We start from the raw sequence: 22,943 nt of genomic DNA, 5'->3' as shown, positions 1-22,943 counted from the left end.
CGGAGCAGAAAGATGAAAATCGCTTTTGATGTGGATGTGATTAAAGATTTAGGCATCACCCGTATGGTTCATCAGGTGGCCGACTGGGGATACAAATATATCGAACAGTCGCCGCATCCGCAGATCAACCCGTTTTATAAACATCCTAAAGCCAGCCGTGAAATCATCACCGAGTATAAGAATGCGTTAAACGCCACCGGGCTGGAGATCTCCTCGTTTATCGTGGTCTATCGCTGGTCCGGCCCGGATGAGCTGCGTCGTCAGGCGGCGGTGAAGAACTGGAAGCGGATGATTGAGATCGCGGTTGAGATGGGTGTGCAGGTGATCAACACCGAGCTCTCCGGCACGCCTAACGAGCCGGAAATCTGTGAAGAGATGTTCTATCGCTCCATGGAAGAGCTGCTGCCAATCATCGAACGTGAAGGCATCCGCGTCGAAATCCAGGCGCATCCATGGGATTTCTGCGAAGAGAACAACGAAACCGTGGATATCGTGAAGTCGTTTCGCAGCGATAACGTGAAGTATATCTACAGCGCGCCACACACTTTCTTTTATGACAAAGGCAAAGGTGATGTGAAACCGATGCTGGAGTATGCCGGTGACGATCTGTCACACATGCTGATCGCCGACACCATGAACCATACAAAACACTGTCGCTACATCGTTAACCCGCCAGGGGTGGATGCCACCATTCACCAGCATGTCGGCGTGGGCGAAGGCGAAGTGGACTTCGACACCCTGTTTAAAACGCTGCGCGACACCGGCTTTGCCACCCGCAGTTATAAAGTCGGCGGTGAACCGATCATCGCGGCGTCTCTGTTTGGCTACCCGGAAAAGATGAAGGTTCAGGCGGTAGAAACCCGCGAACTGATTGAGCGTGAACTGCTGTAACCCTGCCTGCCGTGCAGTCGCTGCTGACTGCACGGCCACCTCCGCTCAGGATAACGAACCACCTGCCTGACACACTTTTATTCACTTTTCTCCTGTGCCGCTGCCCGCCTGACATCAGCCCCCTGCAGCACGGCCTTGCGCAGCCAGCAGAGTTAAACCCCCTTCGCAGCACCTGCTACACTCCAGACCAATACCACACCATAAGGCGAACTTTCATTATGTCGGAAAATGCATATCAGCCCGCAAAAGTCTGGACCTGGGACCCTGAAGCCAAAGGTAACGGCGCTAAAACTAATCGTCCGTTCGCTGGTCCCACCCATGAAAAAGCGTTGCCGGTCGGCAAGCATCCTTTACAGCTCTATTCGCTTGGCACGCCTAACGGCCAGAAAGTGACCATCCTGCTGGAAGAACTGCTGGCGCTTAACGTCAACGATGCGGAATATGATGCCTGGCTGATCCGTATCGGCGAAGGCGATCAGTTCTCCAGCGGTTTTGTCGACGTAAACCCGAACTCGAAAATCCCGGCGCTGAGCGACCACTCAGCAACGCCGCCGATTCGGGTATTTGAATCGGGCAACATCCTGCTCTATCTTGCGGAGAAGTATGGCTACTTCCTGCCGAAAGATATCGCTGGCCGCACCGAAACCCTGAACTGGCTCTTCTGGTTACAGGGCTCAGCGCCTTACCTCGGCGGTGGTTTCGGTCATTTCTATCACTACGCGCCAGAAAAAATTGAGTACGCCATTAACCGCTTCACGCTGGAAGCGAAGCGTCAGCTCGACGTGCTGGATCGTCAGCTGGCAGATAACCGCTATCTGGCCGGTGATGACTACACCATCGCTGATATCGCCACCTGGCCGTGGTACGGCAACATGGTGCTGAATGACCAGTATGGCGGTGCCGAATTCCTGGATGTGCAGTCCTATAAAAATGTAGTGCGCTGGGCGAAAGAGATCGCGCTGCGACCTGCTGTGATTCGTGGCCGCAAGGTCAACCGTGTCATGGGCGACCCGGCCGATCAGCTGCACGAGCGTCATGATGCCGCTGACTTCGATACCAAAACCCAGGATAAAAAAGCTTAAGGAGAGACCTGTGAGTGCATATGTTGTATTTATTCGTGATAACACCCTGAACCAGGACGAAATGGCGATCTATGCCGAGAAAGCGGGCGAGGCTCGCGGCGATCACCAGATCAATCCTCTCGCCTTTTATGGCGAACTGGAAACGCTGGAAGGACAGGAAGCAGAAGGCGTGGTGATTCTGGAATTCGCGAGCCGCGAAGCCGCACATGCCTGGTATGACAGCCCGGAATATCAGGCTGCCAAAGCGCACCGTCTGAAAGGCGCGAACTATCGCGTGGTGCTGGTAGAAGGTGTGGCTAAGTAAAGATTCAGGCGGCAGCGATGCCGCCTTTTTTTATTGCAGTGTGATACGCGCCACGCCATCCAGCCCCTGACTGCTGTGATCGTCATTGAAGCCCTGCTTCAGGGTGACGAACAGGGTCTGCCCGTCCGGTGAGACCAGCAGACTGTTGGGGTGGCTATCAAATGACCAGCTGTTTTTCACCTCATAGGTGGTGCCATCCAGCTGCAGCACCTTCTTCGATTCGCGCTGGCTGATATAAATCTCATTGCGCTTGCCATTAAACTTAATCCCCAGTGAGTCGCCCGGATTCAGACGCTTAATGACCTTGCCGCTGCGCTCATCAAACACCAGCGTATTTTTCGCTTTTGAATTATCCGTAACAAACAGGCGACCGGTTGCCGGATCCTCGGCCATATTCAGGAACAGATACTCCTGCCCGTCACCCGCCGTCAGGCGCTGCTCGATTTTGTTATTGCGCGGATTGATCACCAGGATTTCCCCGCTGCCGTTCGCCGCATAAATCCGGTCGCTGACCGGCGAGAAGATGATGCCTGTGACCCACTTCCCGGCATTTTTTATCCGGGTTCTCAGCGTCAGGGTTTTGGCATCAACCACCCAGATCACGCCCGGATCGCCCACGCCGCCGACATAGAGCAGCCCGTCATGCAGAAAGATTTCACGCGTGCCATAGGGCATGCCTTTCTCGTTTTTCTCGTCAAACATCAGGCGCTTCAGCACCTTACCGTTATCAGGATCGATTTTAGAGATACCGCCATCCAGCGTGTTGGTGGCGTAGAGTGCGCTGCCGTCAGGCGCACTGATCAGACCAAAGTTTTTCAGGTCGAAGTGTCCCGCGCCGGTGCTCTGCAGCGTGGAAGCATCAAGACGGTAGATCATGCCGCCGCTGATATCTTTAAATCCCTGCGCGCTGGCGACATAGAGGGCGTTTTTTGCTGGCAGATAGGCCATCTCATACAAACCTTCACCCAGCTCGCGCTGAATCAGGTTATCCGGGCTGGAGGGCTGCATCACCACCGGCGCACTGGCATCCACTTTTTTCGCCGGCATCTGGCACGCGGTCAGGCTGAAGGTGGTCACCATCGCCAGTGTAAGTGCCGCTGTACGCGGACTGAACAACGCTTTCATACTTAACTCCCCTATCTGCCTGCTGCTCCCGACTGGCCACAACGCAGAGGACAGGCTGGAAATAAAAAGAATAAGAATCATACGCAGCCGCTAAAACGCTGTAAACGCAGCGGCATGATGACGCAACCGAATCAGCTTAATGCGGTATGTTTATTGTCCGCAGCCGTCTGGCCGCGCCAGAAACTGCCTTTAAAAGCCTGGCTAATCAACCGATTGCAGATTGCTCTGCAGAAACGCCACAAATGCGGTAATACGCGCCGGAAGCTGACGCTGCGCCTGCCAGACCGCAAAAATATCGCCATCCGGTGCCTGCCAGTCGGGTAATACCGGCAGCAGTTCGCCCGTTGCCAGACTGTGCTGCGCGTCCCACCAGGAACGCAGCAAGATGCCATGCCCATCCATCGCCAGCCGCATCGCCACTTCGCCATCGTTGGTGATCAGACTGCCGCGCACTTTCTGATTGATGCTCTGTTCGCCGCTGGTCAGTCGCCACAGGGTAAAATCGCTGTCGTGCTGGCGCAGTAAAATGCAGTTGTGTTGTGCCAGATCGCGCACTGTCTCCGGCAGACCGTGCCGGGCGGCATAGGCGGGTGAGCAGCAGAGAATGCGCGGATTGGTACGCAGTTTGCGCGCCACCAGCCGTGAGTCGGGCGGTTCCCCGACGCGGATATCAATATCCATGTGGGCATCAAGAAAATTAAGTGGCTGGCTGCTGAGCTGCAGCGACAGCGAGAGTTCCGGGTGCAGCGCGGCAAAAGCCGAAACGCAGGGCGCAATATGCCGACGGCCAAAGCCAAATGAGGCGTTGATGTTAAGTGTGCCGCGCAACTGAGCGGTTTCGCCGCTGACCGCCTCTTCCAGTGCCGCCAGCTGATCCAGCAACGGACGCGCACCCGCCAGATAACGGCGCCCTTCCGGCGTCAGCTCCAGTCGTCGCGTGGTGCGGCGCAGGAGTTGCACACCAAGCCGCTGTTCCAGCTGGCTCAGACGTTTGCTGACCGCCGCCAGCGACAGTCCCAGTTCGCGCGCCGCCGCAGTCAGGCTATCCAGCGCAGCCAGGCGAACAAAGAAGGCTAAATCATCGGTGGAGGTGCGGGATTCTCTACTTTTATTCAACACTGGATTGCCTTTCAGGCTCATTATTTCCCCGTAAGCGACAGTTATACTGCGTACACAATTCGAACATCAACCGGAAAGGTACCCTGTGACTGACAAAATTCACTCTGTTGCCGTGATCCCTGGCGACGGCATCGGCAAAGAAGTGATGCCGGAAGGCGTCCGTGTAATGAATGCGGCCGCAGAGAAATTTAACATTCCGCTGCGCTGGGAGTGGTTCGATTACGCCAGTGCCGACTACTGGCAGCAGCATGGCAAAATGTTGCCTGACGACTGGTTTCCACAGCTGAAAGCCTTTGATGCGATCTATTTTGGCGCAGTCGGCTGGCCCGATGTGGTGCCCGACCACGTTTCACTGTGGGGCTCGCTGCTGCAGTTCCGCCGGGAGTTCGATCAATATGTGAATCTGCGTCCGGTGCGACTGATGCCAGGCGTCAAAGCGCCGCTGGCGAACCGTCAGCCCGGCGATATCGACTTCTATGTGGTACGCGAAAACACTGAGGGTGAATACTCCAGCGTCGGCGGCACCATGTTCCCCGGCACCGAACGTGAAGTGGTGATTCAGGAGACGGTGATGACGCGCACCGGCGTCGATCGCATCCTGAAGTTTGCCTATCAGCTGGCGCAGAGTCGGCCGAAGAAACACCTGACCTCCGCCACCAAATCGAACGGCATTGCCATCACCATGCCCTACTGGGATAGCCGCGTTGAAGCCATGGCCGGTCAGTTCCCCGATGTTCGCGTCGATAAGTATCACATCGATATTCTCACCGCTAACTTCGTGCTGCATCCGGACTGGTTTGATGTGGTGGTCGCCAGCAATCTGTTTGGCGATATCCTCTCCGATCTCGGCCCGGCCTGTACCGGCACTATCGGCATCGCCCCTTCGGCCAATATCAACCCGGAAGGCCTGTTCCCCAGCCTGTTTGAACCGGTTCACGGTTCTGCGCCCGATATCGCCGGTAAAGGTGTCGCCAATCCCATCGGACAGATCTGGTGTGGCGCGATGATGCTGGAGCACCTCGGCTACAAAGCGGCAGGTGATGCGGTGTTAGACGCGATTGAACGCACGCTGGCAGCGGGTGAGCACCTGACGCGCGATCTCGGCGGCAGCGCCAGCACCGAACAGCTCGGTATGGCCATCGCCGCCGCGCTGTGATTTAGTCCGGCAACTGCACCACGCACTCGGGGTGCCAGCCTGGCGGTAACGGTTCCGGCCGTATTATCGCCAGGCTGTGCAGTTGCAGGTTCTCCACCCCGCGTGCGAACAGGCCCGACAGCCCGCCGGGATAGCGCTCTACGCCAAAAGCTTCTCCGGTTTTCGGGTCAAGTTTGTAGGCGTTATCCAGCCCCATGCCGGTCGGGGAGTCCGGGTTACAGGGCGGCCGTACGTCATAGTGTCCCTGTGCAACCGGTGCCACGGTCTGCCGCATCTGCAGCTGGCTGATGACCACATCGCGTATCCAGCCCGGTTCTGCCGCATGCAGGTTAATCGCCCCTTCCGCCACGCCCGTAACGTTACTGAACTGCACCTGCTCTACGATGCCTGGCGTAATGGCGGGATCGCGACTGCGCACCGAAATATGCAGCGGATCGGCTTTTCCCCAGTGACAGGGCGGCGCATGGTGACAGGCAAAAGTCAGATTACTGAACAGCAGACGCCGCATCGCGCCACCGTCACGCGACAGAATGCCGATGCCACGGTTGGAATCAAAAATGGTGCAGCCGGTCACCGTGACATCTTCCACATCATCCCAGGTTTCAGTGCCGATTTTAAAGGCGCAGCTGTAGCTACGCAGCAGGCAGTTGGTGATCATAATCTGCCGCGCCGGACGACGCAGCGCGGCCGGTTTATGGGTGGTTTTGATGCAGATGGCATCATCGGCGGCACTGAGATAGCTGTTGCTGACAAACACCGCTTCGCAGCTGTCGATATCGAGCGCATCGGTATTCGGCATGGTCATGGCATTGTCGATGGTGAGGTGGTCGATATGCACATGGCGACAGCTCACCAGATGCACCGTCCACATTGGCGCCTGCACGATGGTAAAGGCGGTCAGCGTTACCTGCTCGCAATCTTCAAACACAATGATCCGCGGCCGGTCCGCACGCGGCAGGCGATAGCCCTGCTCGTCACGCTCAGCGGCAAACCAGGCTTCACCGTCACCGTCTATACGGCCGGTGCCGCTGATGGTGATATTGCGCTGGCCCAGCGCATAGAGCAGCACATTGTGGGACTTCTCAGCACAGCTCAGCGCCTGTACCGCCTGGTAATCAGCCAGCCGCTGACTGGCGATCAGCACCGCGCCCGCTTCAAGATGGAGTTCAAAATCAGAGGGCAGATTCAGGCAGCCGCTGCGATAACGCCCGGCAGGCAGGGTCAGACGGCCACCGCCCGCCGCCGCAATCTGATCCATAGCGCGTTGCAGCACGGCCGTGTCCGGGGTTTCGCCATCGGCGACAGGGTGAAAATCAGCAAGGGAAAGGTGCATCATGCGTCTCCCGCAGGATTGAGGAGGAGGAATTGCAGCACGATACGGCGCGGCAAACCTTTGTCTGGCCGCCAGTGCGCCGTTTCGTGCGGGCTATCACAGATTACTTCACGGCCCCTTCGGTGACGCCGCTGATGAACTTGCGCTGGAAAATCAGGAACACCACGATCAGCGGCATAATCACAATCATCGCGCCCGCCATCAGCACCGGAATGTCGATGGTGTTTTTGTTCTGGAAAAACATCATGCCAATTGGCAGTGTGCGTAACTCATCCTTGTTGACCAGAATCAGCGGGATCAGGAACTCATTCCAGGTCCAGATAAACAGCAGCAGCCCCAGCGTTGAGAGGGTCGGCCAGATAGCGGGCACCAGAATGCCCCACAGAATTTTGACCCGCGATGCCCCATCCATTACCGCCGCTTCCACCAGTTCTTTCGGCACCTGCTGGAAAGCGCTGGCGATCATCAGCGTGGTAAAGGGCAGCGACAGGGCGATTTGCGGCAGGATCAGCGCCAGATAGGTGTTGGTCAGCCCCATCCAGCGCAGCTCGTGATAGAGCGGAATGATAAAGGCTTCACTCGGCAACACCATCCCCAGCGCCAGCATTGCTCCGATGACTTTTTTACCAGGGATTTTCAGCCACGCGAAACCGAACCCGGCCAGAATGCCCAGCAGCACGCTGAACAGCACCACCGGAATCACCACCAGCACCGAGTTGAGGAAGTAGACGTTGAAGTGTCCCTGTTGCCACGCGGTCAGGTAGTTTTTGAAATTCAGCGAGGCGGGCAGCGTGAAGACCCCCTGAAACAGCTCCATCTGGGTTTTGAACGACGTCATCAGCGCCATCAGGAACGGCAGAATCGTCATCAGCGCCACGATCCAGATCAGCGCGCGTGAAATCACCGGCGTGCTTCGCATCAGTAACGCTCCTTTAAGGCCAGATGGATCAGATAGTTAATCCCTAAAACAATGACCATGCTGAACACCGCCACCGACGAGGCGTAGCCAAAGTAGTGCAGATCAAAGCCCTGCTTATACATAAAGATGTTGGTCACCATGGTGGAGGTGCCCGGGCCGCCCTGCGTCATCACATAGACCAGGTCAAAGGCTTTCAGGCTGGCGATCACCGTCAGCAGCAGGGCAATCCGCAGCTCGGGTCGCAGGCCTGGCAGCGTAATGCGCATAAACTTCTGGCGACGCGACGAGCCATCGAGATCGGCCGCTTCCAGCAGTGAGGGATCCATGCGCTGCAGGCCCGCCATAAACAGCACCAGACAGAAGCCGAAGAAGTACCAGGTGGCGACCAGACCCACGGCGGGCAGCGCCCAGGTAAAATCACCCAGCCAGGAGAGTGCCAGCTGGGGCAATCCTATTGCGCGTAATATCTGGTCGATCGGACCAAACGCCGGGTTATAGAGCCAGCGCCACACCACGCCCAGCACCGCCATCGGCATGATGTAGGGCAGGAAAAAGAGAATGCGCAGCACGCTGCGTTCGCTGTTGTTGCGCGTGTCATACAGAAAGCTGCAGAGCAGCAGGCCGACGCCAATCGGCAACAGGGTATAGAACAGCATCAGGATGGCGTTATTGCCCAGTGCAATCCAGAACACCGGATCGCTGAACATCCGCAGATAGTTGCTGACGCCGCTAAACACCGGCAGCGAGGTGCCGTCCCATTCGGTAAAACTGATGCCCAGCGAGGCCAGTAGCGGGAACAGCAGAAACACCGCATAGACCAGCACCGCAGGCAGAACATAGAGAAAATTACGCCAGCCACTTAAATTCAACATAACTCTACTCGTGGTTCAGAACGAGGCTCATGCCCGGCTGTTCGCCGGGCCTCCGGCTTAATGCTTCAGTGTTTTCAGGTAACGCTGATAGTTGTTATCAAAATTAACTACCATCTGATCGGGTGTCTGACGGCCCGCCAGCAGCAGCTGAACGTTCTGATTCAGCTCGGCGTTCATGGTGGGTGTCGCCCAGTCCACGTAGTGGCCTAAACCGTCGTAATCATTGAGTGTCAGCCAGACCTGATACGCCTCGGCCAGCAGCGGATTGTCCGCTGGCATTTTCGCCGCTTTGTTGGTGCTGGCAGGCAGGAAGCCCACCTTCAGCCAGCGGTTCGCCATGGCATCAGAGACCATATAGTTGATGAACTTCGCCGCACCTTCCTGCTGGTCTTTGCCTTTGGCAGTGCTGGTGATGGAGAACGCCAGATCGGTACCGCCCACCATCAGCGGTTGCTTCACGCCTTCACCGGCAGGCATCGCGGCAAAGTGAATATCTTTGTTGTCTTTAAACTGGCCGAGATACCAGGTGCCGCTGACCAGGAACGCAGCCTGGCCGTTCTGGAACAGCGTCGCCGCATCGTCGTGACCGATGCCCTGGAAGCCAGGGAAGAAGTACCCTTTGTCGGTCCAGCTCTTCATCATAGAGGCGGCATTGACCAGCTTGCTGTCTTTGAAGGTGCCGCCCACATCGTAAATCAGATTATCCAGCGTCTTGCGGTCGTGGCTCTCAATCTGCGCCTGCCACAGGGTGCTGAGCAGCTGCTGGCCCATGTTGCCATCCAGCAGACCGAGCATCATCGGTGCGGTGCCCTGCTGCTTCAGTTTCGCCATCGCGCTTTCCAGCTCAGCCAGCGTTTTCGGCACGGCAATACCTGCTTTATCCAGCAGCGCTTTGTTGTAATAGAGCCCGACCATCTCGCCCAGGCTGGCGACGCCATAGAGTTTGCCGCTGCCGAACTCGCCGCTGTCTGACCAGCGGTTACGTTTCAGAATCGAGTCCGGGAAGCGTGTGGTCCAGCCGTTGCTGGCGGCGTAGCTGTCGAGCGGCAGCAGCAGCTTATCTTTAACCAGCGAGCCCATATCGCCGCCGCCCTGGTTGACCTGAGCGATCTGCGGGCCATCACCGGCGGTCAGCGCCAGCTTCAGAGGAATACGGGTATCTTCAAAGGAGTGAACCGAGCGGTTAATCACAATGCCGGGATTCTGCTGGGAAAACTCTTTAATCCCTTCATCTACCGCGGCAGTCTGCTCCGGGTAGTTGTAGATATCCCACTCATTCAGGGTAACGGCGGCGTGGGCGGCATGCGAGACGCTGCCCGCCAGCAGGCCCGCTGCCAGCAGCCGACCCACATTGCGAATTCGGAACGAACGAACGGAGGAAACAGACATTATGCTCACCTTCTTCAGACCAGGAACGGCATCCTTTCATCTCACCGCCTGACATCCTGCAGGCTGCAGCCGCACACAAACGCACTCACTCATACTTACTTTAATAAAAAAATAAAGTCAAACAGCCTGCGCGGGGAATTACAACGCTGTGAGCACGCGCAAATAAACAGCGGCATGGCGTGAAATTCAGCACACTGCGCTGGCATTTACGCGATTAACCGTGGCGGTGCGTCGCCAGCTACTTTTTCTGCAGCAGGAGATGCCAGTGCAATCATTGCAAAATAACATCCTGATAAAACATACGAAAATCCTATCACGCTCACACTTTTCCCCTTTCACTGGCCGTGAATCTGCTGCCAGCCGCCACAATCCGGGCGTGTTGGCGATCACAGTTGTGCATCCCGATGCCGGTAAACATTGCCGAAGCGCCCGTGTTAGTGAGATAAGGTAATTATTCTATCTTGAAAACTAAGTCCACTTTCATTAACGTAACTTTTATCTGCGGATCTGTTCAATCCCTGACCGATTCACTCACTCACGAGAATTCACCATGGCGAATCAAGGTGTCATTCGTCCGGCCACCCCGGCGGACTACCCGGCGCTCTACCGCATCTGCCTGGAAACAGCCGATGCAGGTGGCGATGCCCGCGCGCTCTATTCCGATCCTGACTATCCCGGCCAGCGTTTTGCTGTGCCTTATGCGCGTTTCGCGCCTGACTTTGCTTTTGTGCTGGAGCGGGACGGTGAGGTGCAGGGTTATGTGGTCGCCGCGCCCGATACCCGCGCGTTTGAAGCGCAGCTACAGGCCGAATGGTGGCCGCAGCTGCAGGAGAAATATCGTGATCGCAGCGCCAGCGCGCCGCTCGACAGCAAAGTGCTCGACGCAATACGCCATCCTGACCAGGCCGCTGACACGCTGGTGACGCAGTGGCCCGCTCATCTGCATATCAACCTGCTGCCCCCGGCACAGAAAGGCGGCTGGGGTCGCCGGATGATTGAGCATGAGCTGGCGGCGCTGCGCGCTGCCGGTGTCAGCGGTGTCCATCTTGGCGTCAGCCTGCAGAATGAGCAGGTCTGTGCCTTTTATCAGCGCATGGGGTTCACCCCAATCCTGCGCAGCAATGCCATCTACATGGGCCAGTTACTCTGAGTGAGGTAGCCGATGACCAGCCTGCGCTTGCAGAATGTGAAGAAGTCTTATGAACACGTTAATGTCATTCATGGCATCGATCTGACGATCAACAGCGGCGAATTTGTGGTGTTTGTCGGGCCATCCGGCTGCGGCAAATCGACACTGCTGCGGATGATCGCCGGGCTGGAGGAGATCAGCAGCGGTCAGTTGCTGATTGAGGAGCAGGACATGACGCAGCAGCCCGCCACCGAGCGCGGCATTGCTATGGTGTTTCAGTCTTATGCGCTCTACCCCAACATGACGGTGCGCGGCAACCTGGCCTATCCGCTTGAGGTAATGAAGAAGTCTAAGGCGGAGATCAACGAGGCGATTGCCCGGACGGCCGCCCGCCTGCATCTCACCGAACTGCTCGACCGCCTGCCGCGCGCGCTCTCTGGCGGACAACGGCAGCGCGTGGCGATTGGCCGGGCAATTATCCGTCATCCGCGTATCTTCCTGTTCGATGAGCCGCTCTCTAACCTCGATGCCGAGCTGCGTTTGCAGATGCGGATTGAGATTGCGCGGCTGCACGCCTCGCTCGGCAATACCATGATTTATGTCACCCACGATCAGCTGGAAGCGATGACGCTGGCTGACCGCATCGTCGTGCTGCGTCAGGGCCGCATTGAGCAGGTCGGCGCACCGCTGACGCTCTATCACGACCCGGATAACCTGTTTGTCGCCGGCTTTATCGGCTCGCCAAAAATGAACTTCCTGCGGGCGGAAATCAGCGCCACGGGCAAGGGTGAAGTGCAGCTGCGGGTGCCGGAACTGAAGATTGAGGGGCTGGTGCTGAAAATCGCCGCCGACTGCCGCGAGGGGCAAACCGTGACGCTGGGGATTCGTCCCGAGCATTTCCAGCCTGCCGCGCAGACGCCGGAGGCATTGCGCTTTCACGGCGAGCTGGCCTATGGCGAAATGCTGGGCCACACCAACTATCTCTACCTGGATATCGGGCGTGAAGAGATGCTGGTGGTGGAAGAGCGTGAAGCAACCACGCGCGATCTGGGAACTCAGGTTGAACTGGGCTTTTCTGCCGCGCACTGCCTGCTGTTTGATGAGCAGGGAATGCGCCTGCGCTAAGGGAAGCGCGGAAACAAAAACGGGCGCCGCGGCGCCCGTTTTTATTCGAGGGATAACTCAGGTAACCGGCTCTTCATCGGCCTGCGCCGCCAGCAGATCAAGCAGCCGGTTGACGGCAAAACCCGCCGCGCCCAGCGCCCACATGCGGTTCGATTCAGTCAGGAACTGCAGCGGCGTCATGTGCGGCGTCAGTTTAAGCCGGTAGGCCTGGAAGCTCTGGGTGATGTGATCGAGCAGAATGCGTGACGCCATGTGCGGCTCCATCGCCAGATAAACCACATCCGGATCGTAAGCCACCGACAGGTTCGCCAGTGAAATTCCCAGCTCGCGTCCTGCCTCTTCCAGCACCGCCAGCACCTCGGGTGTTGGCCGCTGATCCAGCGCCTGCAACGTGAGGCCTTCCACCGGTTCCTGGTCAGCAAGCCGTTGCAGAATGGCACGCGATGAGGCGACATCTTCCAGCAGACGCAGTGAGCCGTCGCCCACCAGCCCGTTGCCAATCTCCCCCGCCTTGCCGTGACGACCGCGGTAGAGCTGACGATTCAGGATGATGCCCGCCCCGATCCCTTTGCCGTAGGTGGCGATCACCGCCGACTGCGCGTTGCCGAGCTGACCAAACACCAGCGCCGCCATTGCCATGGCGTTGGCGTCATTCTCGATAAACACCGGCAGCGAAAAACGCTCTTCCAGCAGGCGCGCAATCGGGACGTTGTCCCAGTCGAGCACTTTGGATCGGATACAGTAGCCGTTTTCGGCATCGACCAGTCCCGACAAGGCCAGGCCAATGGCGCCCACCCGCTTCTCCTCAACGCCGCGCAGGAATTTCGCCAGTGCATCGCCGAGCTGGCGCGGTGTCAGCGTGCCTTTCGGCATCTGCTGTTCGCCCAGCAGATTGCCGCTGAGATCGGTCATGACGATCAGGTTGCGTTCTGCATTGAGCTGAATGCCAATCACGCTGGCGCGATCGGGATTGAGCCCAAGCAGCGTTTTTGGCCGCCCCATCGACACGCGACGCAGCCCCAGCTCCTGCACGATTTCCTGCGCCAGCAGGCGATTAGTCGCCTGCGACACGGTCGACATGCTCAGTCCGCTACGAACTTTCAGGTCTGACTGGCTGATCGGCGCATTTTCAACAATCAACCGCAGAATGCGCGCGGTTACGTTGGGAGCGGTCATAAATTCCTCGGGTTATCTGGCTGAGGATGCTCAGCCAGCTTCAGATCGGTAATCGGGCAGGCGTCAGCTGCTGCGCCAGTATCAGCGCCCCGCTCAGGGCATCGCCCTGCGGCGTCACCAGCCGGGCCTGAATATCGTCATCCAGCCAGCGCTGAATCGGCGTGGCCAGTCCCCCCATCAGCGCCACGGGTCCGCTGCTCAGGGCAGTCAGACGGCGGACCATCAGGCCGATATCGGCTGCGGTCTGATGCAGCAGATCCTGTGCATGACCATCGCCCGCGTCGGCGGCCGCAAAAATCTGTGGCACCACGCGGGCCCAGTCTGCAGGCGTCGCTGAGCGCGTCCAGAGCAGCATGGTTTCCGGACTGTGGTCGAACTGCGCCATCAGCTGCCGGGTAAGAGCGCTCTGGGTAATAATCGCTTCATGGGCCAGCAGCGCCAGCCGCAGCGCACGACGGCCCAGCTCAGCGCCCGATCCCTGGTCAGACAAGGCAAAGCCCCAGCCGCCAAGCAGCGTAAACTGTTCGCCATCCCACGCGGCTCCCTGACTGCCGGTGCCGATAATAAAGACGGCGCCAGGTGCGCCGCCATGGGCGCCCGCACAGGCGATCTCCACATCGCTGACCACCTGTAACGCCGCGCAGGCAGGTTGCCAGCTGGCGAGCCGCGCCTGTACCGAGGTGACATTCGCACCGGCTAATCCGGCGACCAGCGCGGTTTGCGCCAGCGCCTCCGGGGCTAATCCCGCCTGTGACAATACCCGTTCGATCAGCTGCCCGACGCAGGTCAGCGCCGCGTCATAGTCTGACCAGACGTTGGCAGGCCCGCCGGTGGCTTCCGCCAGCATGCGACCCTGCAGGTCGGTTAACCGCGCGCGACACTGTGTACCGCCGCCATCAATGCCCAGAAGATAGTGTGGTTGCACGCGCTTCCTTCCCTGATTAAGGGTTATAGCCATAATGAGCGAACGATAGGATAAAAAAACTTAAATCGCAATAACAAATAAATATAGCAAAATCATATCTGAATTTTCTTCTTATTTTACATCATGATAACAAAAACCCCCTCGCAAAACGCGCAGTGCGTTATTGACATTAGTTTTTCTGTCGTAATAAGTTGGTGGTCAGATTATCAACAGGCGCGCCCGATCACAGGCGGGCTATGCATCATGCGATTTCAGGAGCAGGGGTTTAACATGAAAGTAGGCATTATCGGTCTCGGCTTTCGACTGTCCCACGTGATCAAAGAGTTCAGCAAAGCCGACGACGCCTTCTCGGTAGTGGGTTATTACGATCCGGCACCTGCCGGACTGCCTAATCTGCACAGCTTTGGTATCGCGCCCGGCCAGGCCTTTGCGTCAATCGATGCTCTGCTGGAACATGGCGGAATGGATGTCGTGCTGGTTGGCTCTCCCAACTTTCTGCATCTGGAGCATGTGGGTCAGGCGCTGGCAGCGGGTTACACGGTGTTTACCGAAAAGCCGGTGGTGATCAATGAAGAGCAGACCATGGAAATGGCGAAGCTGGTACGTCAGTATGGCGAAGCGCGCATTCTGGTCGGCCTGGTACTGCGCTATTCCCCGCTCTATCACGATCTGCTGGCGGCACGCGATGCGGGTCAGTTGGGTGAGATCACCTCGATTGAGGCGACAGAACATATCAAGCCTTATCACGGCGCATTCTTTCAGCGCGACTGGCGCCGTCTGGAGAAATATGCCGGTCCGTACATTCTGGAAAAATGCTGTCACGACATCGATCTCTATCAGGGGCTGTTGCAGGAGCGCCCGATCCGCGTCGCCAGCTTTGGTGGCCGGAAATCCTTTACTCCCGCTCATGCGCCGCAGGGAGCTATCACCGCTGACTCAGAACTTTATCACGTGAAGCCCAGCGGCTGGTCGAGCACCGATGCGGTGTTCGACAGCGATGCCGATATTGTCGACTACCAGACTGCCTTGATTGAGTACGAAGGCGGCGCGACGCTGGCCTTCCACGCCAATCTGAATGTGCCGGATGAGTTCCGCCGTTTCTGTGTCATGGGCACCGACGGCATGGCGGAAGGCGACTTCGTGCGAAATTACTTCCGCGTACACAACGCACGCAGCGGCGAGAAAGAGGTCGATACCGCCTACAGCGGCAATGCGTATGATGGCCATTACGGCGCAGATGCGCTGATGGCTGAAGAGATCGTTAAACATATTAAACAGGGAACACCGCTGAAAGTTTCAGTAGTGGACGCGCTGGAAGCAGGCCTCACGGCAATAAAAATCGATGAGGCCCGTAAAACCCGCAGCGTAGTGGACATGCGTGAAAGCTGGCTAACATTTGACGCCAACCTGGGAAAAACCGGGGCCTGATGGCTCCAGCCTGCGGGTCGGCCTCCCCCTCTGACCCCAGGATTTTAATGGCAGTATGACTGGTAACTTCCTGTACTGGCCTTCGGGCCAGTGACAATATTGAGGTTGAGCTGGCTCGGGAAACCGTTGCCAGCGACAACTCAACCGCCCCTTCTCCAGCCCTCTTCTCCGAAGGCGTATTTGATTAAGCTGAAGGCAGCGCTTAATGAAGGTTTTTTTCATTCCGGGCGCAGACCGAGGGGCGCTGGCAGTGAAGGTACTCATACAGCAGCAGCATTCCTACCGGGTTATCCTCCAGATTTTCGAAATCAACGTGAGTTTTTTCCAGAAGATATTTTCTCAGGGCGCTAACCGGGATGTTTTTATGGGAAGCCAGCGCCCGGCACAGCTGCGCCACGATCTCGCACTTTACTGAATACGGCACATCAGGATTATAAATTTCCGGAATGGAGTGAGTCTGATTCATAACGGAACCCTCTATAAGCGCTTAAGCTGACTGAGGAGGCCACAGGCCTGCCGATGAGAGATAAGTTATAGCAAGGAACGTGTTTTCGTGTAAATCAGGAACGTTTTGAAAGGCGTCCCGGAGCTTTGCGTTCGTCCGGTTTGCGTCTCAGTCAGAGGCAACTTACATACTCACAGCGAATGGATGGCGCTTTTGCGTTTTTGCGCAAGGCTCATGCTCCCTGAACCTGCACACAATTCTACAACCGCATCTGCCTTACCAGCATCGGTTGTTCAAACCGGATCCACCTCATTCTCCAGCTTCTGACGCCGTCGCAGATGCGGAAACAACTTCATCCACAGCGCCACCACCACCAGCGTACCAATGCCGCCAATCGCCGCCGCCGGTGCCGCACCCATCCAGGCCGCCAGCAACCCCGACTCAAACTCGCCCAGCTGATTCGACGTATTAATGAAAATCGCGTTAACCGCATTCACCCGACCGCGCATGGTATCCGGCGTATCCAGCTGCACCAGCGCACCCCGGATCACCATACTCACCATATCAAAGCCACCCAATGCACAGAGCGCCACCAGCGACAGCCATAACTGCGTGGAAAGCGCGAACACCAGCGTCGCAACGCCAAAGCCCGCCACCGAGCCAAACATAATCATCCCGACATGCTTCTCCAGCTTGTGACGGCTCAGCCAGATGCCCACCAGCAATGCTCCCACCGACGGTGCGCCGCGCAACATCCCCAACCCCCAGGGCCCGGTATGCAGAATATCTTTGGCAAAAATCGGCAGCAGCGCCGTTGCACCGCCCAAAAGCACCGCAAACAGATCGAGCGAAATTACCCCAAGCACATCTTTGCGCTCACGGATAAAGTGAATCCCGGCAAACAGATTCTTCATATTCATCGGCAGACGAGCCTGCACCGGGCGTTCATAACGCAGCAGACTCACCAGCGTCAGCGAAACCAGATAAAATAGCCCGGAAACGCCATACACCACATGCGGCCCGGCGACATAAAGCAGCCCGCCAATCGTCGGCCCGACGATAACCGCTGCCTGACCGCCCACGGAGTTCATCGCCATCGCACGCGCCAGAATCGAAGGCGGCACCAGCGACGGCAGCATCGAAGACATCGCAGGCCACTCCAGCGCTTTCGCCACTGCAATCATAAACACCAGCCCCCACAACGCGGTCTTATCGGGGGTATGGAATAAGGTAAGCACCACTAATGCCAGCAGTGCGGCAAATTCCACCAGCTGACCCAACAGCACGATCCGCCGCCGGTCATATTGATCCGCCAGATGGCCCGCTGGCAGCGCCAGCAACACCGACGGCAGAAACTGCATTAAGCCAATCATCCCTAACGCCATCGCGCTGTTGGTCAGCGCATAGATCTGCCAGCTGATTGCGACCGAGAACATCTGAAAACCAAATGATGAGCAGGTACGCGCCACCCAGAAGGCGACAAATGTCCGATGTCGCCACAGCGACTCTTCCGCTGCCGATGCCATAAATCCCATGTCTTATCCCAAATCAGGTGAGGAAACCCGCGTCGTTGCGCGGTGTTATTGGTGTGGTGATTGTCGGCTTCACGATAGCAGACCGGATGCGAGCAGAAGGCCTGCGGCTCCAGCGCAGCCTCCCTGCGCGATAAGCAGCGTCCCTGTCCGGCCGAGGCGCGTCAGACCCCTCATGATTATTACCAGCCTATTGGTCCCGACTATTGAATATATTCCAGCACATCATCAGACGCCAAAGGAATTATCGTTTCTTTGCTAACAGGTTTATTTACTTTCTCCGGCAACAAAAGGATGATTTGGATTAAGCATGTGATCTATATTTATTCACGCGTTTAGAAAAATGCGACTTTTTATATGCTTAATTAACAACAAATCCTTTCTATTGAATTTCATAGAGATAATGAAAAACAGTTTATATAACCCCTATGTTACTGAACCAATCCATCACGTTAAGCGTAATGTCACTGGCATTTGCTATAGCGTGCCTTATCTTCAGCAAAACCAGGATAGCGGAAATATACTTAATACAAACAACATTATTTCATTACACAATCAAATTGCTACTGAAGCAGCATTAATGGTTGTGCCGGTGGAAGATATTCGATTACGGGGAATGATCGCGGTTCCGGATGCCTATACGCATTTACAAAATGCGCGTGTCCGGATTGGAATTAATTATTCCAGTCTGGCAGCACACAGTACGTCACTGCTTGAATTAACAAAGAAATTTGATTTCTGGCTTTATGATTTTGCGCCGCCGGGTGCAGACTGGCGACTGCTGGAATCTTTTCCTTTTTCAGGAATTGTTTTAACCGAATCTTTCTTTAATGATAATTATGAGAAGTTTACCTTTCCCTTTTTTATGGCGACGTTTCGTGAAAAAGGGGCAGAGGTAATCGTACGAAGTCATACGCCGCCCTTAACCGCTGAGCAGTTTGCTGAGATAAATATCAGCGGCTGGCAACAGCAACGCTCGGACGGCGATCTTATTAGCTGCTGATTCTCAAATCCTGCCTTCCGGCGTTAAGGGCACACGGCGGTGCGCTTAACGTCCTTTAATCCCCCATAAAATGTCGTTTTATTCCAGTTGTTAAGCGGTTTAAGCCAAAAAAATCAAACCTCGATCTGATTTTGCTATAACATTTAACACAAAGGGATCGTCTGTCTTAACGGAAGAGATACTTCAGAACACCCTAATCATTTGTACTTGATAACTGGAAACAGCCTATCTGGTTGTTTTCGTGTGTTTTATGGCAACGAAACGAGGTCGATATTATGGGGAAAAACTCCTCATCTTTTGGCGTAATTCGTTTCCTGACGGTGCTGTTCGCAGTGCTGACGGGCGCGTTTATGCTGATTGGCGGTGGCTGGTTAGCCGCCATTGGTGGTTCCTGGTATTACGTTTTTGGCGGTGTGGTGATGCTTATCACCGCTTATCTGCTTTCCCGTCGTAAAAGCACTGCGCTGGTTCTCTATGCGTTGCTGCTGATCGGCACCCTGATCTGGGGTGTATGGGAAGTGGGCACCGACTTCTGGGCACTGGCACCACGCACCGATGTGCTGGTGATCTTCGGTGTCTGGCTGATCCTGCCGTTTGTCTATCGCAGCTTCAATGCGGGCAGCAAAGCCGCGCTGGGTACCATGGCTGTGGCGCTGATTGCCAGTGCCATTGTGCTGGCCTATGCGGTATTCAACGATCCGCAGGTCATCAACGGGTCAGTACCAGAAACCGCTGACAACGCCCCGCAGGCTGCGCCGCTGAGCAACATCCCGGACGCTGACTGGCCCGCTTATGCGCGTGATCAGCAGGGAACCCGTTTCTCTCCGCTGAAGCAGATTAATCATCAGAACGTGAAAGAGTTGCAGGTTGCCTGGCAGTTCCAGACTGGCGACATGAAAACCCCTAACGATCCGGGTGAAATTACCGACGAAGTCACGCCGATTAAAATCCGCGACACGCTTTATCTCTGTTCGCCACACCAGATCCTGTTTGCACTGGATGCGGCCACCGGTAAGCAGAAGTGGAAGTTTGATCCGGGCATGAAGGTCAACCCGACCTTCCAGCACGTGACCTGTCGCGGTGTTTCTTACCACGAAGTGCCGGCAGCCGCCGATGCAGCGAACACTCAGCCTGCGCTGTGTTCACGTCGTATCTATCTGCCGGTCAACGATGGTCGTCTGTTTGCACTGGACGCAGAGACCGGCGAACGCTGCCCGGCATTTGGCGTCAACGGCGAGCTGGATCTGCAACACAAACAGCCTGTCACCACTGCGGGTCAGTATGAGCCGACCTCACCGCCGGTGATTACTAACACCACCATCGTGATGGCGGGTGCGGTTACCGATAACTACTCAACCCGCGAGCCGTCAGGCGTGATTCGTGGCTTTGATGTGAATACCGGCAAACTGCTGTGGGTGTTTGATCCAGGCGCAAAAGATCCTAATGCCATACCGGCTGATGAACACACCTTCACCATGAACTCTCCGAACTCATGGGCACCGGCAGTTTACGATCCGAAACTGGATACCGTTTACCTGCCGATGGGCGTGAGCACACCGGATATCTGGGGCGGTAACCGCACACCAGAGCAGGAGCGTTATGCGAGCAGCGTGCTGGCCCTGAACGCCACCACCGGTAAGCTGGTCTGGTCTTATCAGACTGTGCATCACGATCTGTGGGATATGGACCTGCCGTCGCAGCCGACGCTGGCTGACATCACCGACAAAGATGGCAACACCGTACCGGTTGTCTACGCGCCAGCGAAAACCGGCAACATCTTTGTACTGGATCGCCGTACCGGCAAGCCAGTCGTGCCTGCGCCGGAAACGCCAGTGCCACAGGGTGCTGCTAAAGGCGATCACGTTGCCGCCACTCAGCCCTACTCTGAGCTGACCTTCCGTCCGAAACAGAATCTCACGGACAAGGATATGTGGGGCGCGACGATGTTTGACCAGCTGGTGTGCCGCGTGATCTTCAAGCGCCTGCGCTATGAAGGTCCGTTCACTCCGCCATCTGAGCAGGGTACGCTGGTGTTCCCGGGTAACCTCGGTATGTTCGAATGGGGCGGCATCGCAGTCGATCCTCATCGTCAGATCGCGATTGCTAACCCAATGGCGCTGCCGTTTGTCTCTAAGCTGATTCCACGTGGCCCAGGCAACCCGATTGAGCCGCCGAAAGGCGCTGAAGGTGGTTCAGGTACCGAAACCGGTATTCAGCCTCAGTATGGCGTGCCGTATGGCGTCGAGCTGAACCCGTTCCTGTCACCGTTTGGTCTGCCATGCAAACAGCCTGCCTGGGGTTACATCTCCGCGGTGGATCTGAAGACCAACAACGTGGTGTGGAAACAGCGTATCGGTACCGTTCGCGATAGCGCACCGGTTCCGCTGCCGTTCAAAATGGGTATGCCGATGCTGGGTGGTCCTATCACCACCGCAGGTAAGGTGTTCTTCATTGGTGCGACTGCAGATAACTACCTGCGTGCTTTCAGCACTGATACCGGCGAACTGTTATGGCAGGCACGTCTGCCAGCAGGCGGCCAGGCGACACCAATGACCTATGAAGTGGATGGCAAGCAGTACGTTGTCATCGCGGCAGGGGGTCACGGCTCGTTTGGTACCAGGCTGGGCGATTATGTGATTGCCTACGCGCTGCCAGACCAGAAGTAATTCACGCAGCTGTGAATAAACTAAGGCGGACTCCGGTCCGCCTTTTTTGATCGCACTACTTTTTCATGCCACGCCAGTTAAGCCAGGCGCAAAACAGCATCACCACGCAGGTTGCCAGAAACACCGGCCGCATCCCGAATGCACCGCCCACCAGCCCACCGAACAGCGGCCCGCTGACCTGGCCGATATATTGTGCCGATGTCGAATATCCCAGCATCCGCCCAACCTGTGAGCCCGGCACGTTATGACGAATAATCGCCGTGATGCACGGCATCAACCCGCCCAGCGCCATCCCCATCAGAAAACGCAGCAGCACCAGTTGCCAGGCCGCCGTGATAAATGCCTGGGGTATCAGCAGCAGCCCGCTAACGACTAAACCGCCGGTCAGCACCCGCCAGTGCCCTAACCGATCGGCCAGCCGACCCAGTCGTGGTGCCGCCAGGACCGTGCCCAGCGCCGCCGCGGACATCACCAGTCCGGCTATCAGGATGATCTGGTGGTCGCCCTGCACAAACTCGCCCACGTAAAGCGTAATAATCGGCTCAATCGACATGCTGGCGAAGATCAGCAACATGCCAGAGAGCCACATCAGCCGTATCAGGCTGTGATTAACCGGCCCGGCTTCAGGATGCGGTTGCTGGCTGGCGCGCGATGTAGCGGGAGCACGTGGCTGCTCTTTGAGTAAAAAGGTAGTGGCGAGGAAGGCGAGAAAAATCACGGCGCCGGTCAGCCAGAAAGTCTGACGAATCCCGATCAGTGGCGGTAGCACACCGCCCAGCAGCGGTCCGACCACGTTGCCGGCCATAATGCCGGAAGACAACACCCCCAGCGCCCAGCCGGTCTGTGCTTTCGGCGTTTGCGCCGCCACCAGAATGGTCGATCCCGACGCGTAGCCGCCCAGCAGCCCCGCCAGCAGGCGCAGCGCCACCAGTTGCCACGGCGCGGTCGCCATGCCAATCAGCGACATCGCAATCGCCATCCCGAGACTGGCCCGAATCAGCATCAGCTTACGACCATAGCGGTCAGCCAGCCTGCCCCACAACGGCGCCGTCAGTGCGGCGCTGAAAAAGGTCGCGCCGTAGGCAAGGCCGGACCAGCGGGCGATAGCGGCAGGCTGCTCAACGCCGAGTTGCTGCACATAGAGCGGCAGGAACGGCAGCAGCAGCGTCATCGCCACGATAGTGGTAAAAGAGCCGACGACGCAGACCCCTAAGTTACGTCGCCAGTGCTGAAACTCTGCAGTTTCGGGTGACTGTTGCATGATGATATCCGGTGAGTAATCAGGGATACAGGCTAACCGGCGTAGCGGAGTAACAACAGTCGC

At 56.9% G+C, this 22,943-nt stretch carries 20 protein-coding genes; 10 read left to right on the top strand and 10 right to left on the bottom strand.

Annotated elements, in window-relative coordinates; genetic code table 11:
• Nucleotides 1-12: 12 nt before the first annotated feature.
• The 3 genes from ACMGGP_RS00575 to ACMGGP_RS00565 all read left to right on the top strand — a co-directional run bounded on the left by ACMGGP_RS00575 (nt 13) and on the right by ACMGGP_RS00565 (nt 2,277).
• The gene (locus ACMGGP_RS00575; protein WP_010252025.1) at nt 13-891 is read left to right on the top strand and encodes a sugar phosphate isomerase/epimerase family protein; all 879 of its coding nucleotides are present in this window, start codon (nt 13-15) and stop codon (nt 889-891) included.
• A 218-nt stretch (nt 892-1,109) separates the two neighbouring features.
• Nucleotides 1,110-1,973: a glutathione-dependent disulfide-bond oxidoreductase gene (yghU, locus tag ACMGGP_RS00570; protein ID WP_010252027.1), complete on the top strand. Its 864-nt coding sequence runs from the start codon at nt 1,110-1,112 to the stop codon at nt 1,971-1,973.
• Nucleotides 1,974-1,983: 10 nt separating this feature from the next.
• Complete coding sequence (locus ACMGGP_RS00565; protein WP_010252030.1) at nt 1,984-2,277, top strand: DUF1330 domain-containing protein; 294 nt, start codon at nt 1,984-1,986, stop codon at nt 2,275-2,277.
• Between the two features lie 30 nt (nt 2,278-2,307).
• On the opposite strand, the gene ACMGGP_RS00560 is transcribed toward ACMGGP_RS00565, so the two are convergent.
• A complete protein-coding gene (locus tag ACMGGP_RS00560) occupies nt 2,308-3,402 on the bottom strand; it encodes a YncE family protein (protein ID WP_089414650.1) in 1,095 nt (364 codons plus the stop codon).
• Between the two features lie 201 nt (nt 3,403-3,603).
• Nucleotides 3,604-4,518: a LysR family transcriptional regulator gene (locus tag ACMGGP_RS00555; RefSeq protein ID WP_498798036.1), complete on the bottom strand. Its 915-nt coding sequence runs from the start codon at nt 4,516-4,518 to the stop codon at nt 3,604-3,606.
• Nucleotides 4,519-4,606: 88 nt separating this feature from the next.
• Between ACMGGP_RS00555 and ACMGGP_RS00550 the strand changes: the two genes are divergently transcribed.
• The gene (locus ACMGGP_RS00550; RefSeq protein ID WP_033787519.1) at nt 4,607-5,677 is read left to right on the top strand and encodes a tartrate dehydrogenase; all 1,071 of its coding nucleotides are present in this window, start codon (nt 4,607-4,609) and stop codon (nt 5,675-5,677) included.
• A gap of 1 nt (nt 5,678) precedes the next feature.
• Here the strand turns inward: ACMGGP_RS00550 and ACMGGP_RS00545 are convergent, their stop codons facing one another.
• The 4 genes from ACMGGP_RS00545 to ACMGGP_RS00530 all read right to left on the bottom strand — a co-directional run bounded on the left by ACMGGP_RS00545 (nt 5,679) and on the right by ACMGGP_RS00530 (nt 10,190).
• A complete protein-coding gene (locus ACMGGP_RS00545; RefSeq protein ID WP_498798035.1) occupies nt 5,679-7,013 on the bottom strand; it encodes a glycoside hydrolase family 28 protein in 1,335 nt (444 codons plus the stop codon).
• Between the two features lie 100 nt (nt 7,014-7,113).
• Entirely contained in the window at nt 7,114-7,929 is an 816-nt protein-coding gene (locus ACMGGP_RS00540; RefSeq protein WP_010252038.1) for a carbohydrate ABC transporter permease, read from the bottom strand.
• Nucleotides 7,929-8,801, bottom strand: a complete 873-nt coding sequence (locus ACMGGP_RS00535) for a carbohydrate ABC transporter permease (protein ID WP_010252041.1) — start codon at nt 8,799-8,801, stop codon at nt 7,929-7,931. The genes ACMGGP_RS00540 and ACMGGP_RS00535 overlap by 1 nt, the downstream gene beginning before the upstream one ends.
• A gap of 57 nt (nt 8,802-8,858) precedes the next feature.
• Nucleotides 8,859-10,190, bottom strand: a complete 1,332-nt coding sequence (locus tag ACMGGP_RS00530; RefSeq protein ID WP_010252044.1) for an extracellular solute-binding protein — start codon at nt 10,188-10,190, stop codon at nt 8,859-8,861.
• Between the two features lie 550 nt (nt 10,191-10,740).
• Between ACMGGP_RS00530 and ACMGGP_RS00525 the strand changes: the two genes are divergently transcribed.
• Both ACMGGP_RS00525 and ACMGGP_RS00520 read left to right on the top strand, forming a co-directional pair.
• On the top strand, nt 10,741-11,340 hold the full coding sequence (locus tag ACMGGP_RS00525; RefSeq protein WP_045140852.1) for a GNAT family N-acetyltransferase: 600 nt from the start codon (nt 10,741-10,743) through the stop codon (nt 11,338-11,340).
• Between the two features lie 12 nt (nt 11,341-11,352).
• A complete protein-coding gene (locus ACMGGP_RS00520) occupies nt 11,353-12,444 on the top strand; it encodes an ABC transporter ATP-binding protein (RefSeq protein ID WP_033787522.1) in 1,092 nt (363 codons plus the stop codon).
• Nucleotides 12,445-12,501: 57 nt separating this feature from the next.
• On the opposite strand, the gene ACMGGP_RS00515 is transcribed toward ACMGGP_RS00520, so the two are convergent.
• Nucleotides 12,502-13,620 carry an ROK family transcriptional regulator gene (locus ACMGGP_RS00515; RefSeq protein ID WP_022625245.1) on the bottom strand — a complete coding sequence of 373 codons (1,119 nt, stop codon included), beginning with the start codon at nt 13,618-13,620 and terminating at the stop codon, nt 12,502-12,504.
• Nucleotides 13,621-13,660: 40 nt separating this feature from the next.
• Nucleotides 13,661-14,545: a glucosamine kinase nucleotide-binding domain-containing protein gene (locus ACMGGP_RS00510; RefSeq protein WP_191924142.1), complete on the bottom strand. Its 885-nt coding sequence runs from the start codon at nt 14,543-14,545 to the stop codon at nt 13,661-13,663.
• 270 nt (nt 14,546-14,815) lie between these two features.
• Between ACMGGP_RS00510 and ACMGGP_RS00505 the strand changes: the two genes are divergently transcribed.
• Together ACMGGP_RS00505 and ACMGGP_RS00500 are read left to right on the top strand one after the other, a co-directional pair.
• Complete coding sequence (locus ACMGGP_RS00505) at nt 14,816-15,973, top strand: Gfo/Idh/MocA family protein (RefSeq protein WP_010252054.1); 1,158 nt, start codon at nt 14,816-14,818, stop codon at nt 15,971-15,973.
• Nucleotides 15,974-16,178: 205 nt separating this feature from the next.
• Nucleotides 16,179-16,388 carry a hypothetical protein gene (locus ACMGGP_RS00500; RefSeq protein WP_010252057.1) on the top strand — a complete coding sequence of 70 codons (210 nt, stop codon included), beginning with the start codon at nt 16,179-16,181 and terminating at the stop codon, nt 16,386-16,388.
• Nucleotides 16,389-16,711: 323 nt separating this feature from the next.
• Here ACMGGP_RS00500 and ACMGGP_RS00495 read toward each other — a convergent pair whose 3' ends face one another.
• On the bottom strand, nt 16,712-17,953 hold the full coding sequence (locus tag ACMGGP_RS00495) for an MFS transporter (RefSeq protein WP_010252060.1): 1,242 nt from the start codon (nt 17,951-17,953) through the stop codon (nt 16,712-16,714).
• 400 nt (nt 17,954-18,353) lie between these two features.
• Here ACMGGP_RS00495 and ACMGGP_RS00490 point away from each other — a divergent pair, with 400 nt between their 5' ends.
• The gene (locus tag ACMGGP_RS00490; protein WP_029519503.1) at nt 18,354-18,953 is read left to right on the top strand and encodes a hypothetical protein; all 600 of its coding nucleotides are present in this window, start codon (nt 18,354-18,356) and stop codon (nt 18,951-18,953) included.
• A 275-nt stretch (nt 18,954-19,228) separates the two neighbouring features.
• Complete coding sequence (locus ACMGGP_RS00485; protein ID WP_010252065.1) at nt 19,229-21,619, top strand: glucose/quinate/shikimate family membrane-bound PQQ-dependent dehydrogenase; 2,391 nt, start codon at nt 19,229-19,231, stop codon at nt 21,617-21,619.
• A 55-nt stretch (nt 21,620-21,674) separates the two neighbouring features.
• Here ACMGGP_RS00485 and ACMGGP_RS00480 read toward each other — a convergent pair whose 3' ends face one another.
• A complete protein-coding gene (locus tag ACMGGP_RS00480) occupies nt 21,675-22,880 on the bottom strand; it encodes an MFS transporter (protein WP_498798034.1) in 1,206 nt (401 codons plus the stop codon).
• Nucleotides 22,881-22,943: the final 63 nt, after the last annotated feature.

The organism is Curtobacterium sp. BNK-1, assembly GCF_048685235.1.
GTDB classification, from domain to species: Bacteria; Pseudomonadota; Gammaproteobacteria; order Enterobacterales; family Enterobacteriaceae; genus Pantoea; species Pantoea agglomerans.
Note: the sequence above shows the minus strand (reverse complement) of the source record. Positions and strands in the feature narration are given on the sequence as shown.